Below are 14,452 nucleotides of genomic sequence, written 5' to 3' on the forward strand. Positions count from 1 at the left end.
AGTGGGGTTCATCTTGCCATGTTGGGGGGGGTTGGGGGCTTCGGTGGTGGTGGTCAAGGATGTAAGAGCCAGATCAAAAGCAGATCAAAAGCGGGGTAAACCTATCTGCTATGTGGAGATCTGAATGTGGGATTGCATTTCAAGTTCAGCGTAAAGCGTTGAAAAGCATTCCCGCTGCAACCACCACACACAGGCTGGCAAACCCCACCTGCAAGGTGCGCGCAGGAATCACCGAACACAGGCGCCGGCCGACCAGCATGCCGACGATGGTGGCACCGATAAATACCCAGCCAAGCGGTTCGATATGCACACCGGCATGCAACGCGCCGGCCACGCCGATCAGCGAGATCAGGCTGATCACCATCAGCGACGTGGCGACGATGCCGCGCATCTGCACGTCGGTGAGTTGCTTGAACGCCGGCACGATCAGAAAGCCGCCGCCCACGCCGAGCAAACCGGACACCGCACCGGTCACGGCACCCAGCACGGCCAGGGTGGCGCTGCATTTGGCGGTCCAGGCCAGGCGCCCGGTCTGCTGATTGAGCATGCAGTTCTTCTGTCCCCAAGAAGCGGCGCCATGGTCACTCGGCCCGGCCTCGACCTTTTCACGCTGCAACATGCGCCAGGCCACCAGCACCATCAACGCACTGAACAGCGCCATCAGCACCGGCTCAGAGAGTTGGTGAGCGAGAAACACACCCAGCGGCGAAAACAGCGCGCCCAGCAAGGCGATCAGCAACGCAGCGCGGTAACGCACCAGGCCGTGGCGCAAACCATCAATCGCACCGACAGCCGCCGCCGCGCCCACCGCAAGCAACGACACCGGCGCGGCCTGAGTCATGGTCAAACCCAAGCCCAGCACCAGCGCCGGCACCCCGAGGATGCCACCACCCGCGCCGGTCAGGCCCATGACCAGGCCCATCAACACACCCAACACAGTGGCCAGCAGCATTCAGTCCACCTTGCTCAGACGGGTCAGCCATTCACGGCCCTTGAGCATGCCGTTCCAGTAGAACCACGGCAGCAGCGTGGCCTTGAGGAACCACATCGACCGACGCGCCTTGGTCGGGTCGAGGCCGAAGGTCGGCAGCAACTTGCCGCCGTAGCCGAACTCGGCGAGCACCACCTTGCCCTTCTCCACCGTCAGCGGGCACGAGCCGTAGCCATCGTACTTGAGCGGCATCGGCGCCTGTTTGCGCAAGGCCAGCAGGTTTTCGGCAACCACCACGATCTGCTTGCGCACGGCGGCGGCGGTCTTGGCGTTGGGGGTGCCGCATACATCGCCCAGGCCGAAGATGTGCGGGTAGTGCAGGTGTTGCAGGGTGTTGGGGTGCACTTCACACCAGCCGGCGGCATCGGCCAGCGGGCTTTGGCGGATGAAGTCCGGCGCGACTTGCGGCGGCACGACGTGCAGCAGGTCAAAGGATTTCTCTTCAACCGTCGTATTGCCCTCAGTGTCCTTCACGGCAAACCAGGCCTTGCGCGCCGGGCCATCGACCTTCACCAGATTGGAATTGAACGCCAGGCGGGCGTTGTATTTCTCTACGTATTTCATCAACGGCGGTACAAAAGTTGCCACCCCGAACAACGCCGCGCCGGCCAGGTTGAATTCCACCTCGATGTGCTTGAGATGGCCCTGCCTGAGCCAGTGATCGCACGACAAGTACATGGCCTTCTGCGGCGCGCCGGCGCATTTGATCGGCATGGCCGGCTGGGTGAAGATCGCCTTGCCGCCCTTGAGTTGCTGCACCAACTGCCAGGTATAGGCGGCGTGTTCGTAGCTGTAGTTGGACGTGACACCGTGCTGGCCGAGGGTGTCCTGCAGGCCCTCGATGCTCTCCCAGGCCAGGCGCAGGCCGGGACAGACGACGAGATTCTGCCAACTCACACGCTGGCCGCTGTCGAGCACCAACGTCTGTTCGTCCGGCAGGACTTCGCTGACCGCGGCCTGTATCCAGGTGACGCCATTGGGCAGCACGTCGGCCAGCGGGCGACGGGTCTTCTCCAGGTCATAGGCGCCTCCGCCCACCAGGGTCCAGGCCGGCTGGTAGCAATGGTGGTCGCTGGGTTCGATAAGGGTGATGTTCAGGTCGGGGTCGCGCTTGAGCAGGCTGGCCAGCAGGCCAATGCCTGCCGAGCCGCCGCCGATGACAACGATCTCGCCACTGATGGTTGGGCCCCAGTGTTGTTCGGTCATGGTCTGTTGCCTTTTTTTGTCAATGCACACAAGGGTCGTTGCCGTATGGCGTCACGCCCAATGATGGGTCGAAGCTTTGCCTCTGACCGTTTTTTTCCCTTAAGCTCGCAAGCCTATGTGGAAAACATCTTGAATGTAAGCCGCAATCCACCCTCAAGGACCGTCGCCATGTCAGCGTTGATTCAATCCTTTCTGGACGAGGCGTCGTCGACCTACACCTACGTCGTCTATGCAGCGGACGGCGGCCCCTGTGCCATCGTCGACTCGGTGCTCAACTACGACCCGGCCTCCGGGCGCACGGACACACGCCAGGCCGACAAAGTCATCGCCTTCGTCGGCGAACACCGCCTGCAAGTGCAGTGGCTGCTGGAAACCCACGCCCACGCCGACCACCTGTCGGCTGCGCCGTATCTGCGCCGCACGCTGGGCGGCAAGATCGCCATCGGCCAGTCGATCAGCAAGGTGCAGGACGTGTTCAAGAATCTGTTCAACCTGGAACCGGAATTTCGCGTCGACGGCTCGCAGTTCGATCACCTGTTTGCGCCGGATGAGGTTTTCCATATTGGCGGCTTGAAGGCCCAGGCCCTGCACGTGCCCGGCCACACCCCGGCGGATATGGCTTACCTGATCGAGGATCAATTGATCCTGGTAGGCGACACGCTGTTCATGCCCGATGTGGGCACCGCCCGCTGCGACTTCCCCGGCGGCGATGCGCAGCAGTTGTATGCGTCGATGCGCAAGTTGCTGGCCTTCCCGCCGCACACCCAACTGTACGTATGCCATGACTACCCGCCTGAAGGACGCGAGGCCAAATGCCTGACCACCGTGGCCGAGCAGCGCGCGGGAAATATCCATGTGCATGACGGGGTGGATGAGGCGGCGTTTGTGGCAATGCGCACCCAGCGCGATGCCGGGTTGGGCATGCCGACGTTACTGCTGCCGGCGATCCAGGTGAATGTGCGGGCGGGGAATATGCCGCCGGCCGAAGCGAACGGTGTGACCTACCTGAAGATCCCACTCAACCAGCTATGAAATACGGTTAAACATGTGGGAGGGGGCTTGCCCCCGATAGCGGTGAATCAGTAACAGAGGAGCCGACTGACACACTGCACTCGGGGGCAAGCCCCCTCCCACATTTTCAACCGAGGCTGATGCCATTGGCGGGCAAGGGCAGCGCGGTTTTGTAGCGCACCTGCTTCAACGCAAAACTCGACCGGATATTCGCCACCCCCGGCACTTTGGTCAAAAAGTCCATCATGAAGCGCTCCAGCGACTGAATCGTCGGCACCAGCACCCGGATCAGATAGTCCGGGTCGCCGGCCATCAGGTAGCACTCCATCACTTCGGGGCGGTTCGAGATCGCGCCTTCGAACTGCTGCAACGCCAGTTCATTCTGCTTTTCCAGGCTGACGTGGATAAACACATTGACGTGCAGCCCCAGCAGGTCGGCGTCGAGCAGCGTGACCTGCTCACGAATCAACCCCAACTCTTCCATCGCTTTGACCCGGTTGAAACACGGCGTGGGCGACAGGTTGACCGAGCGGGCCAGGTCGGCGTTGGTGATGCGGGCATTCTCCTGCAGGGCATTGAGAATGCCGATGTCGGTACGGTCCAGTTTGCGCATGAGACAAAATCACCTGTTTATTATGTTTATGCAGTTTTTTTATCCGCAAATGATCCTGAGCGCAACGAAACACAGATAAATATTCTTCTACGCCCCGCCTATGATTGTTGTAGGACAAGATTTCTTCTACCCGAAGACTGACTGTCAGCTAGCGCGCCCACTACAAGAAATTCACAAGATCGAGCGTAGAAGCCATGACCCAGCAGTATGAACCACTGCGCCTGCACGTCCCTGAACCCTCGGGCCGACCAGGCTGCAAGACCGACTTCACCTACCTGCGCCTGACCGACGCAGGCCTGGTGCGCAAACCCGCCATCGACGTAGAACCCGCCGACACCGCCGACCTGGCCAAGGGCCTGATCCGCGTGCTCGACGACCAGGGCCAGGCCCTGGGGCCATGGGCCGAAGGCGTCAGTGTGGAAATCATGCGCAAAGGCATGCGCGCCATGCTCAAGACGCGCATCTTCGACAACCGCATGGTGGTCGCCCAGCGTCAGAAAAAAATGTCGTTCTACATGCAGAGCCTTGGCGAAGAAGCCATCGGCAGTGCCCAGGCCCTGGCCTTGAACATCGACGACATGTGCTTCCCTACCTACCGCCAGCAAAGCATCCTGATGGCCCGCGAAGTGCCACTGGTGGACCTGATCTGCCAGTTGCTGTCCAACGAGCGCGATCCGCTCAAGGGCCGCCAGTTGCCGATCATGTATTCGGTCAAGGATGCGGGCTTCTTCACCATTTCCGGCAACCTTGCCACCCAGTTCGTACAGGGTGTGGGCTGGGGCATGGCGTCGGCGATCAAGGGCGATACCAAGATCGCGTCCGCCTGGATCGGCGATGGCGCCACCGCTGAATCGGACTTCCATACCGCCCTCACCTTCGCCCACGTGTACCGTGCGCCGGTCATCCTTAACGTCGTAAACAACCAATGGGCCATCTCCACCTTCCAGGCCATTGCCGGCGGTGAAGCCACCACCTTCGCCGGACGCGGCGTAGGCTGCGGCATCGCCTCCCTGCGCGTGGACGGCAACGACTTTATCGCGGTGTACGCCGCCTCGGCCTGGGCCGCCGAACGTGCGCGGCGCAACCTGGGGCCGAGCCTGATCGAGTGGGTCACCTACCGCGCCGGTCCGCACTCCACCTCGGATGATCCGTCCAAATACCGCCCAGCCGACGATTGGAGCCACTTTCCGTTGGGCGATCCGATTGCCCGTCTCAAGCAGCACCTGATCAAGATTGGCCAGTGGTCCGAAGAAGAGCACGCGGCGGTCAGTGCCGAGCTTGAGGCCGAAGTGGTCAAGGCGCAGAAAGAAGCCGAACAGTACGGCACCCTTGCCGGCGGCCAGATTCCGAGCGCCGCGACCATGTTCGAAGACGTCTATAAAGAGATGCCGGAGCACTTGAAGCGCCAGCGTCAAGAGTTGGGGATCTGACATGAACGATCACAACAACAGCATCGAATTGGAAACCGCCATGACCACGACCACCATGACCATGATCCAGGCCCTGCGCTCGGCCATGGATGTGATGCTTGAGCGTGACGACAACGTGGTGGTGTTCGGCCAGGACGTCGGTTACTTCGGCGGCGTGTTCCGTTGCACCGAAGGGTTGCAGGGCAAGTACGGCAGCTCGCGGGTATTCGACGCGCCGATCTCGGAAAGCGGCATTATCGGCGTGGCCGTGGGCATGGGTGCCTATGGTCTGCGCCCGGTCGCTGAAATCCAGTTTGCCGACTATGTGTACCCCGCCACCGACCAAATCATCTCCGAAGCCGCGCGCCTGCGGTATCGCTCGGCGGGCCAGTTCACCGCCCCCCTGACCATGCGCATGCCCTGCGGGGGTGGCATCTACGGCGGCCAGACCCACAGCCAGAGTATCGAAGCGGTGTTCACGCAAGTTTGCGGCCTGCGCACGGTGATGCCGTCCAACCCCTACGACGCCAAAGGCCTGCTGATTGCCTCCATCGAGAACGATGACCCGGTGATCTTCCTGGAGCCCAAGCGCCTGTACAACGGCCCGTTCGATGGCCATCACGACCGTCCTGTCACGCCGTGGTCGAAGCACCCGCAAGCACAGGTTCCCGACGGTTACTACACCGTGCCGCTGGACGTGGCCGCCATCGTGCGTCCGGGCTCGGCCGTTACCGTGCTGACCTATGGCACCACGGTGTATGTGTCGCAGGTTGCCGCTGAAGAAACCGGCATCGACGCCGAAGTCATCGACCTGCGCAGCCTGTGGCCGCTGGACCTGGAAACCATCGTCAAGTCGGTGAAAAAAACCGGCCGTTGCGTGGTGGTGCACGAAGCCACCCGCACCTGCGGTTTTGGCGCCGAGTTGGTAGCGCTGGTGCAAGAGCATTGCTTCCACCACCTGGAAGCGCCGATTGAACGCGTCACCGGTTGGGACACTCCCTACCCGCACGCGCAGGAATGGGCGTATTTCCCAGGGCCGACCCGAGTGGGCGCGGCGTTGAAACGGGTCATGGAGGTCTGAATGGGCACGCACGTTATCAAGATGCCGGACATTGGCGAAGGCATCGCAGAAGTTGAATTGTCGGTATGGCATGTGAAGGTCGGCGACATGGTCGTCGAAGACCAGGTGCTGGCGGATGTCATGACCGACAAGGCGATGGTGGACATTCCCTCGCCGGTGCACGGCAAAGTGCTTTCCCTCGGCGGCGAGCCGGGTGAAGTCATGGCCGTGGGCAGTATTCTGATCAGCATCGAAGTCGAAGGCGCCGGTAACGCCAAGGACGCGCCGGTCGCGGCTGAGCCGGTGAAGGCTGCGCCTGTGGTCGAAGCCCGGCCCGCGCCGGTGGTTGAGGCCAAACCCGCGACCCAACCCGCAGCGGCGCCGGTGGCCCGCGAAACCCATGAACGCCCGCTGGCCTCCCCTGCCGTGCGCAAGCATGCGTTGGATGCGGGTATCCAGTTGCGTCTGGTGCAAGGTTCCGGGCCCGCTGGCCGGGTCTTGCATGAAGACCTCGACGCTTACCTTCAGCAAGGCGCGACACCGTCCTCGACAGCCGCCAACCCCTACGCCGAACGCACTACCGAAGAGCAGATCCCGGTAATCGGCATGCGCCGCAAGATCGCCCAGCGCATGCAGGACGCCACCCGCCGCGCCGCGCATTTCAGCTACGTCGAAGAGATCGACGTCACCGCACTGGACGAGTTGCGTGTGCACCTCAATGAGAAACACGGCGCCACACGCGGCAAGCTGACCCTGCTGCCGTTTATCGTGCGGGCCATGGTCGTGGCGTTGCGCGATTTCCCGCAGATCAATGCGCGTTATGACGACGAAGCCCAGATCATCACCCGCCTTGGTGCGGTGCATGTGGGCGTCGCCACCCAAAGCGACGTGGGCTTGATGGTGCCAGTGGTGCGTCACGCCGAAGCCCGCAGCCTGTGGGGCAACGCGGAGGAAATCGCGCGCCTGGCCACGGCCGCACGCAATGGCAAGGCCAGTCGCGATGAGCTGTCGGGTTCGACCATCACCTTGACCAGCCTGGGTGCCCTCGGCGGCATCGTCAGCACGCCGGTGCTGAATTTGCCGGAAGTGGCCATCGTTGGGGTCAACCGCATCGTCGAACGGCCCATGGTGATCAAGGGCCAGATCGTGGTGCGCAAGATGATGAACCTCTCCAGCTCGTTCGATCACCGCGTGGTCGACGGCATGGACGCGGCGCAATTCATCCAGGCCATTCGCGGCCTGCTCGAACAACCCGCCAGCCTGTTCCTGGAGTAAGTCATGACCTTGAATACCACTTTGCTGATCATCGGCGGCGGGCCTGGCGGGTATGTGGCGGCGATTCGCGCCGGCCAGTTGGGCATCCCGACCATCCTGGTGGAAGGCCAGGCGCTGGGCGGCACCTGCCTGAATATCGGCTGCATTCCGTCCAAGGCCTTGATCCACGTGGCCGAGCAGTTCCAGCAAACCGTGCATCACAGCCAGGGCTCGCTCCTGGGCATCGATGTGGACGTACCGACCCTCAACATCCGCAAAAGCGTGGAATGGAAAGACGGCATCGTCGACCGCCTGACCACCGGCGTCGCGGCACTGCTGAAAAAACACAAAGTGCAGGTGATCCACGGCTGGGCCAAGGTGGTGGACGGCAAGACCGTCGACGTCGGCGATCAGCGCATCCACTGCGAACACCTGCTGCTGGCCACCGGTTCGACCAGCGTCAACTTGCCGATGCTGCCGATCGGCGGGCCGATCATTTCGTCCACCGAAGCCCTGGCGCCAACCCGTGTGCCCAAGCGCCTGATTGTGGTGGGCGGCGGGTACATCGGCCTGGAGCTGGGGATTGCCTATCGCAAGCTGGGCGCCGAGGTCAGTGTGGTCGAGGCCCAGGATCGCATCCTGCCGGCCTACGACGCCGAACTGACGCAGCCGGTCAGCGAATCCCTCAAGCAACTGGGGGTCAAGCTGTACCTCAAGCACAGCGTCACCGGGTTCGCCGACAACTGCCTGCAGGTGCGTGACCCGAACGGCGATACGTTGACCCTGGAGACCGATCAGGTCCTGGTGGCGGTGGGGCGCAAACCCAACACCCAGGGCTGGAACCTTGAAGCGCTGAACCTGGCGATGAACGGCGCGGCGATCCAGATCGACAGCCGTTGCCAGACCAGCATGCGCAATGTGTACGCCATCGGCGACCTGAGCGGCGAGCCGATGCTGGCCCACCGCGCCATGGCCCAGGGCGAAATGGTTGCCGAACTGATCAGCGGTCAACCCCGTGAATTCAACCCGGCAGCGATCCCGGCGGTGTGCTTTACCGACCCGGAACTGGTGGTGGTCGGCAAGACCCCGGACGACGCCAAGGCGGCGGGCCTGGACTGCATCGTGTCGAGTTTCCCGTTTGCGGCCAATGGCCGGGCCATGACCCTGGAGTCGAAAACCGGCTTCGTGCGGGTGGTGGCGCGGCGTGACAATCATCTGATCGTCGGCTGGCAAGCCGTGGGCGTCGGTGTATCGGAACTGTCCACCGCGTTTGGCCTGAGCCTGGAAATGGGTTCACGCCTGGAGGATGTAGCGGGCACCATCCATGCGCATCCGACCTTGGGCGAAGCGGTGCAGGAAGCTGCATTGAGGGCATTGGGTCACGCGCTGCACCTGTAGAGGCGTGGTGAAGCCATCGGGGGCAAGTCGAATCGTCGCACCGCCCGCTCCCACACCGGCCAAGAATGAAGTATTGTTGCGCCCATTCAGAAAAAAACCGACTTGACCAAAGATAGAGGGTGTCATGGGTAACGAAAGCATCAATTGGGACAAGCTGGGTTTTGACTACATCAAGACCGACAAACGCTACCTCCAGACCTTCAAGGATGGCGAGTGGCAAGCCGGCACCCTGACCGACGACAACGTGCTGCACATCAGCGAGGGCTCCACCGCCCTGCACTATGGCCAGCAGTGCTTTGAAGGCCTCAAGGCCTACCGCTGCAAGGACGGCTCGATCAACCTGTTCCGCCCGGACCAGAACGCCGCACGCATGCAGCGCAGTTGCGCCCGTCTGCTGATGCCGCATGTGCCGACCGACGTGTTCATCGATGCCTGCAAACAAGTGGTCAAGGCCAACGAGCGGTTCATCCCGCCGTACGGCAGCGGCGGCGCGCTGTACCTGCGCCCGTTCGTGATCGGCACCGGTGACAACATCGGCGTGCGGACCGCGCCGGAGTTCATCTTCTCGGTGTTCTGCATCCCGGTCGGCGCCTACTTCAAGGGCGGCCTGGTGCCACACAACTTCCAGATCTCCACGTTCGACCGCGCCGCCCCACAGGGCACCGGTGCTGCGAAAGTCGGCGGCAACTACGCAGCCAGCCTGATGCCGGGCTCGGAAGCGAAAAAATCCGGCTTCGCCGACGCGATCTACCTGGACCCGATGACCCACTCGAAGATCGAAGAAGTCGGCTCGGCCAACTTTTTCGGGATCACCCACGACAACAAGTTCATCACGCCGAAGTCGCCTTCGGTGCTGCCAGGCATCACCCGCCTGTCGCTGATCGAACTGGCCCAGACCCGCCTGGGCCTGGAAGTGGTTGAAGGCGAAGTGTTCATCGACAAACTGGCCGACTTCAAGGAAGCCGGCGCCTGCGGTACTGCGGCGGTGATCTCGCCGATCGGCGGCATCCAGTACAACGGCAACCTGCATGTGTTCCACAGCGAAACCGAAGTCGGCCCAATCACCCAGAAGCTCTACAAAGAGCTGACCGGCGTGCAGACCGGCGACGTTGAAGCGCCAGCGGGTTGGATCGTCAAGGTCTGACCCAGCAACACCGCAAAAAAGTGTGGGAGGGGCAAGCCCCCCCCCACATTTTGATCTCCAGTATTTTCAAGATTGAGGGATATTCCCAGCAATCTTCTTGCCCATGCTGATCCTCGGCTCCACCCCATACCCCAGCGCCTCATAAAACCCCGCCACCGCCTCGTTGCCACTGGTGATCTGCAGGTTGATCTTCATGCAGCCCAGTACCGTCAACGCCTGCTCCGCATGCCGTACCAGCGACGCGCCCAGGCCATGACGCCGATAGTCCGCGTGCACCGCAACCGAATACAGCCAGCCGCGATGGCCGTCGTAACCGGCAAGGATGGTCCCGATCACCGCTTTTTTATCCGTCGCCACAAAGAACAACCCGTCATTGACGGCCAGCTTTTTATCGATCGCCAGGCTCGGCAGGTTATGCGCGGTGTCATAGCCAAACGCCTCCTGCCATAACTCAATCACTTGCGCACGGTGCGAGCGGTCGCGATACGGCCCGATGGGATAGCGTGATGACAGCGTCTTTTCCATCACCAGCGTGCGCTCGTTGCCATGGTAAACGTCGCGCACTGTGTGAAACCCCAGCTTGGTGTAGAACGGCTCGGCGGTCAGCGAAGACGGCACACTCAACACCGTCACCCCGGTTTCACGGGCGCGCAGCTCGATTTCCATCATCAGCAACCGGCCGATGCCCTGCCCCTGCAAGCTCGGGTTGACGAACACTGAGCGCACCACATTGGCGTCAAGCGCCGCCGTGGCGACCACGCTCTGATCCTGGATCGCCACCAGCACGATACGGCGCTTGAGCAACGCCAGCACTGCGTCCGGCGTGAAGTTGCTCGCCACACGGGCAATCACATCCGCGGGGTAATCCTGCGCATTGCTGCTGTGCAGGGCCGCCAGGATGACTTGGCTGATGCCTTCGGCATCGGTGGCTTGGGCGAGACGAACGACGGTGGACATGATTCCTCCTGGCTGACGACGCTGGAACAGACACCACAATACCAATGTGGGAAGGGCGGTGCGACGATTCGACTTGCCCCCGAAAGCAATCCTTCAGATATGGATTTTCTGGCTGAGCCACCGCCATCGGGGCAAGCCCCCTCCCACACTTCAAGCGCATTTCACCCCTACAGCCGGTTCGGCTGCCATACCCCACTTTTCAGCTTTCCCGGCTGAGGCGCTCGTTGGTTTCAGCCGGGATTCCTCTGCCACAGCGCACAAAATAGCCCCACTGCCCAACCCCATGGATTCGTGCACCCATGCAAACCACCAACACCGTCCTGATGATTCGCCCGGCGCGCTTTGCCTTCAACCCGGACACCGCGATCAACAACCGCTTCCAACGCCAGCCCCTGGACCCACTCAGCGCACAGCAGAAAGCGCTGGAAGAGTTCGACGGCTATGTCGATACCCTGCGCCAGCACGGCGTGGAAGTACTGGTGGTGCAGGACACCCCGGCGCCCCATACCCCCGATTCGATCTTTCCCAACAACTGGTGGAGCAGCCATGCCGACGGCAGTCTGGTGCTGTACCCGATGGAAGGCCAGAACCGTCGATTGGAGCGCAACAAGGGCGTGCTGCAAGTACTGGAACAACGTTTTGCGGTCAAGAACACCATCGACCTGAGCCACCTCGAACAACACAACATCTTCCTTGAAGGCACCGGCAGCATGGTGCTCGACCGCCAGCATCGCATCAGTTACGCCTGCCATTCCGGGCGTACCCACCACGATGCGCTGCGCGAATTCGCCGCGCGCCTCGACTACCAGCTCTGCGTATTCCATGCGGTGGACCGCCACCACGCGCCGATCTACCACAGCAACGTGATGATGAGCGTGGGCCGCGACCTCTCGGTGGTGTGCCTGCAAGCCCTGCCCGACGAAGGCGAACGCCTGACCCTGGAGCGCTCCCTGCACGACACCGGCAAGGACATCCTTGCCCTTGATTTTGACCAGTTGGAAGCCTTCGCCGGCAACATGCTCGAAGTCCACGACCGCGATGGCCAGCCGCTGCTGGTGATGTCCGCCAGTGCCTGGGGCGCGTTGCAACCGGCCCAGCGCCAGCATGTGGAACGCCATACCCGACCGGTGGTGGTGAACATCGACAACATCGAACGCATCGGCGGCGGCAGCGCCCGCTGCATGCTGGCGGAAGTGCACCTGCCTGCCCGCCCCTCATTTCAATAAGGAGTCTTGCCATGACCCGCTATATCGACGTCAACGACCTCAGCTACCTGGTCTCGCAAAAAGGCCTGCAAACCTGCATCACCGAGATGGCCGAATACATCCGCGCCGACTACCTGCGCTGGCAGGATTTCGAAAAATGCGCACGCCTGGCCAACCACTCGCCGGACGGTGTGATCGAGCTGATGCCGGTGTCCGACGCGTCGCTGTACGCCTTCAAATACGTCAACGGCCACCCGAAGAACACCCTGACGGGGATGCTCACCGTCATGGCGTTCGGAGCGTTGGGCGATGTGGACACCGGCAAGCCGGTGCTGCTGGCAGAAATGACCCTGACCACCGCCATCCGCACTGCCGCCACCTCGGCGCTGGTCGCACGCTACCTGGCGCGCGACAACAGCCGCAGCATGGCGCTGATCGGTAACGGCTCGCAAAGTGAATTCCAGGCCCTGGCCTTTCACGCCATGCTCGGCATCAATGAAATCCGTCTGTTCGATATCGACGCCAAGGCCACTGCCAAGCTGGCAGCCAACCTCAAGGCCTTCCCGGCGATCAAGGTGATCCTGGCCGGTAGCGTGGCCGAAGCGGTCAAAGGTGCGGACATCGTCACCACCGTGACCGCCGACAAGGCCTACGCGACCATCCTCACCGACGAGATGATCGAGCCGGGCATGCACCTCAATGCCGTGGGCGGCGACTGCCCAGGCAAGACCGAACTGGACCGCCGTATCGTCGAGCGCGCCCGGGTGATCGTCGAGTACGAGCCGCAAAGCCGTATCGAAGGTGAGATCCAGCACATGCCGGAAGATTCGCCGGTGACCGAACTCTGGCAGGTGATCAACGGCCAGCAACCGGGCCGCGAGAACGCGCGCCAGATCACGCTGTTCGACTCGGTGGGCTTTGCCATCGAAGACTACTCGGCCCTGCGCTATGTGCTGGACGTGGCCAAGTCGCTGGATGTGGGCAGCGAGTTGGAATTGGTGCCGGACCTCGCCGACCCGAAAGACCTTTTTGCGCGCCTGGCCCAACAGCCACGCGCACAGCACAAAAAGCGCGCCTGAGACCGCTCTGGCCTGCCGCTTTGCGCCTAGGGCAGGCCCTATTTACAGCGTTGAAAAGCCGATTCAGCGGGTCCGACAGCCGATTCCGCTGCATTGCGCTTTTTTACAGCGCAATTTGCGCTTTGCGCACCAGGTAAACGACACAAAAAACGCACCACCATGAAGCATTCTGAGCCCGACCAGAGAGTCACCGAATGAATGCAGCTGCACCTCTTTTTTACTGCCCTGACATCAATTACAAAATATAGGGACTACACCATGACTCCATTGCGATCACTGTTCGCTGCGTTGCTGTTGCCACTGTGCGCCACCGCCGCCCACGCCCAGGATTGGAAAGAAATCCGCTTCGGCGTGTTCCCCGAATACCCGCCCTTCGAATCCGTGGCCGCTGACGGCAGCCTGCAAGGTTTTGATATCGAATTGGGCAACGCCATCTGCGCCAAGCTCGACGTGAAATGCACCTGGGTGCACAACGAATTCGACGGCATGATCCCGGCCCTGCGCGCACGCAAGTTCGACGCCATCATGTCGTCCATGGCCGTGACCCCGGCCCGTGAGAAAGTCATCGATTTCAGCGACCGGCTGTTCCTCAGCCCCACGTCGGTGATCACCCGTAAAAGCGCCGACTTTGGCGACACACCCGAATCGTTGAAAGGCAAGCAGGTGGGCGTGTTGCAAGGCTCGTTGCAGGAAGCCTATGCCCGTGCGCACCTGGCCAAGCTCGGGGCACAGGTCAAGGCCTACCAGTCCCAGGAACAGAACTACGCCGACCTGCAAAACGGTCGCCTCGATGCCACCCTGACCGACAAACTCGAAGCCCAGCTCAACTTCCTGTCCAAGCCCGAAGGCGCCGACTTCAAGACCGGCCCGGCCTTCAAGGACCCGACCTTGCCGCTGGACATTGCCATGGGCCTGCGCAAGAACGACCAGGAATTGCGCGCGCTGATCAACAAGGGCATCGCCGCCGTCCAGGCCGATGGCACCTACGCGCAGATCCAGAAAAAATACTTCGGCGATCAAGACATCTACCACGAGTAAGCCAACGCCGAGCCCCCTGTGGTAGAGGACTCATGTGGGAGGGGGCTTACCCCCTCCCCCACAAGCCGGGCCCGCAGGGGAATATCT

13 protein-coding genes are annotated in these 14,452 nt (G+C 62.0%); 9 read left to right on the plus strand and 4 right to left on the minus strand.

Annotation, left to right across the window (positions count from 1 at the left end):
- Window positions 1-145: 145 nt before the first annotated feature.
- Window positions 146-952, minus strand: a complete 807-nt coding sequence (locus tag EJD88_RS20635) for a sulfite exporter TauE/SafE family protein (RefSeq protein WP_158878890.1) — start codon at window positions 950-952, stop codon at window positions 146-148.
- The gene (locus EJD88_RS20640) at window positions 953-2,197 is read right to left on the minus strand and encodes an FAD/NAD(P)-binding oxidoreductase (RefSeq protein ID WP_158878891.1); all 1,245 of its coding nucleotides are present in this window, start codon (window positions 2,195-2,197) and stop codon (window positions 953-955) included.
- A 168-nt stretch (window positions 2,198-2,365) separates the two neighbouring features.
- On the opposite strand from EJD88_RS20640, the gene EJD88_RS20645 reads away from it, so the two are divergent.
- Complete coding sequence (locus EJD88_RS20645; RefSeq protein WP_158878892.1) at window positions 2,366-3,229, plus strand: MBL fold metallo-hydrolase; 864 nt, start codon at window positions 2,366-2,368, stop codon at window positions 3,227-3,229.
- A 106-nt stretch (window positions 3,230-3,335) separates the two neighbouring features.
- Here the strand turns inward: EJD88_RS20645 and bkdR are convergent, their stop codons facing one another.
- Window positions 3,336-3,821, minus strand: a complete 486-nt coding sequence (bkdR, locus tag EJD88_RS20650; RefSeq protein ID WP_158878893.1) for a Bkd operon transcriptional regulator BkdR — start codon at window positions 3,819-3,821, stop codon at window positions 3,336-3,338.
- A gap of 194 nt (window positions 3,822-4,015) precedes the next feature.
- On the opposite strand from bkdR, the gene EJD88_RS20655 reads away from it, so the two are divergent.
- The 5 genes from EJD88_RS20655 (at window position 4,016) to EJD88_RS20675 (ending at window position 10,086) form a co-directional block, all read left to right on the plus strand.
- On the plus strand, window positions 4,016-5,251 hold the full coding sequence (locus EJD88_RS20655; protein WP_099586611.1) for a 3-methyl-2-oxobutanoate dehydrogenase (2-methylpropanoyl-transferring) subunit alpha: 1,236 nt from the start codon (window positions 4,016-4,018) through the stop codon (window positions 5,249-5,251).
- 1 nt (window position 5,252) lies between these two features.
- Window positions 5,253-6,311, plus strand: coding sequence for an alpha-ketoacid dehydrogenase subunit beta (locus EJD88_RS20660; protein WP_099586610.1), 1,059 nt, complete (start codon window positions 5,253-5,255; stop codon window positions 6,309-6,311).
- Window positions 6,312-7,565, plus strand: a complete 1,254-nt coding sequence (locus EJD88_RS20665) for a dihydrolipoamide acetyltransferase family protein (RefSeq protein ID WP_158878894.1) — start codon at window positions 6,312-6,314, stop codon at window positions 7,563-7,565.
- A gap of 3 nt (window positions 7,566-7,568) precedes the next feature.
- Entirely contained in the window at window positions 7,569-8,942 is a 1,374-nt protein-coding gene (gene lpdA / locus EJD88_RS20670; RefSeq protein ID WP_158878895.1) for a dihydrolipoyl dehydrogenase, read from the plus strand.
- Between the two features lie 124 nt (window positions 8,943-9,066).
- Window positions 9,067-10,086 carry a branched-chain amino acid aminotransferase gene (locus EJD88_RS20675; RefSeq protein ID WP_099586607.1) on the plus strand — a complete coding sequence of 340 codons (1,020 nt, stop codon included), beginning with the start codon at window positions 9,067-9,069 and terminating at the stop codon, window positions 10,084-10,086.
- A gap of 66 nt (window positions 10,087-10,152) precedes the next feature.
- Here EJD88_RS20675 and EJD88_RS20680 read toward each other — a convergent pair whose 3' ends face one another.
- Window positions 10,153-11,043: a GNAT family acetyltransferase gene (locus EJD88_RS20680; protein WP_158878896.1), complete on the minus strand. Its 891-nt coding sequence runs from the start codon at window positions 11,041-11,043 to the stop codon at window positions 10,153-10,155.
- Window positions 11,044-11,342: 299 nt separating this feature from the next.
- Here EJD88_RS20680 and ctlX point away from each other — a divergent pair, with 299 nt between their 5' ends.
- The 3 genes from ctlX to EJD88_RS20695 all read left to right on the plus strand — a co-directional run bounded on the left by ctlX (window position 11,343) and on the right by EJD88_RS20695 (window position 14,365).
- The gene (gene ctlX, locus EJD88_RS20685; RefSeq protein ID WP_158878897.1) at window positions 11,343-12,269 is read left to right on the plus strand and encodes a citrulline utilization hydrolase CtlX; all 927 of its coding nucleotides are present in this window, start codon (window positions 11,343-11,345) and stop codon (window positions 12,267-12,269) included.
- A gap of 11 nt (window positions 12,270-12,280) precedes the next feature.
- Window positions 12,281-13,327 carry an ornithine cyclodeaminase gene (locus tag EJD88_RS20690; RefSeq protein ID WP_158878898.1) on the plus strand — a complete coding sequence of 349 codons (1,047 nt, stop codon included), beginning with the start codon at window positions 12,281-12,283 and terminating at the stop codon, window positions 13,325-13,327.
- Between the two features lie 258 nt (window positions 13,328-13,585).
- The gene (locus EJD88_RS20695; protein WP_099586603.1) at window positions 13,586-14,365 is read left to right on the plus strand and encodes an ABC transporter substrate-binding protein; all 780 of its coding nucleotides are present in this window, start codon (window positions 13,586-13,588) and stop codon (window positions 14,363-14,365) included.
- The last annotated feature ends 87 nt before the right edge of the window (window positions 14,366-14,452 follow it).

Source organism: Pseudomonas sp. PB105 (assembly GCF_009764655.1).
GTDB classification, from domain to species: Bacteria; Pseudomonadota; Gammaproteobacteria; order Pseudomonadales; family Pseudomonadaceae; genus Aquipseudomonas; species Aquipseudomonas cyclaminis.

Bases quoted from the DNA above. Each gene is read 5' to 3' on its own strand.
- EJD88_RS20640 (WP_158878891.1), bottom strand. From the start codon at position 2,197: ATGACCGAACAACACTGGGGCCCAACCATCAGTGGCGAGATCGTTGTC.
- EJD88_RS20655 (WP_099586611.1), top strand. From the start codon at position 4,016: ATGACCCAGCAGTATGAACCACTGCGCCTGCACGTCCCTGAACCCTCG.
- EJD88_RS20660 (WP_099586610.1), top strand. From the start codon at position 5,253: ATGAACGATCACAACAACAGCATCGAATTGGAAACCGCCATGACCACG.
- EJD88_RS20680 (WP_158878896.1), bottom strand. From the start codon at position 11,043: ATGTCCACCGTCGTTCGTCTCGCCCAAGCCACCGATGCCGAAGGCATC.
- bkdR (WP_158878893.1), bottom strand. From the start codon at position 3,821: ATGCGCAAACTGGACCGTACCGACATCGGCATTCTCAATGCCCTGCAG.
- EJD88_RS20645 (WP_158878892.1), top strand. From the start codon at position 2,366: ATGTCAGCGTTGATTCAATCCTTTCTGGACGAGGCGTCGTCGACCTAC.
- EJD88_RS20675 (WP_099586607.1), top strand. From the start codon at position 9,067: ATGGGTAACGAAAGCATCAATTGGGACAAGCTGGGTTTTGACTACATC.
- ctlX (WP_158878897.1), top strand. From the start codon at position 11,343: ATGCAAACCACCAACACCGTCCTGATGATTCGCCCGGCGCGCTTTGCC.
- EJD88_RS20635 (WP_158878890.1), bottom strand. From the start codon at position 952: ATGCTGCTGGCCACTGTGTTGGGTGTGTTGATGGGCCTGGTCATGGGC.
- EJD88_RS20665 (WP_158878894.1), top strand. From the start codon at position 6,312: ATGGGCACGCACGTTATCAAGATGCCGGACATTGGCGAAGGCATCGCA.
- EJD88_RS20690 (WP_158878898.1), top strand. From the start codon at position 12,281: ATGACCCGCTATATCGACGTCAACGACCTCAGCTACCTGGTCTCGCAA.
- EJD88_RS20695 (WP_099586603.1), top strand. From the start codon at position 13,586: ATGACTCCATTGCGATCACTGTTCGCTGCGTTGCTGTTGCCACTGTGC.
- lpdA (WP_158878895.1), top strand. From the start codon at position 7,569: ATGACCTTGAATACCACTTTGCTGATCATCGGCGGCGGGCCTGGCGGG.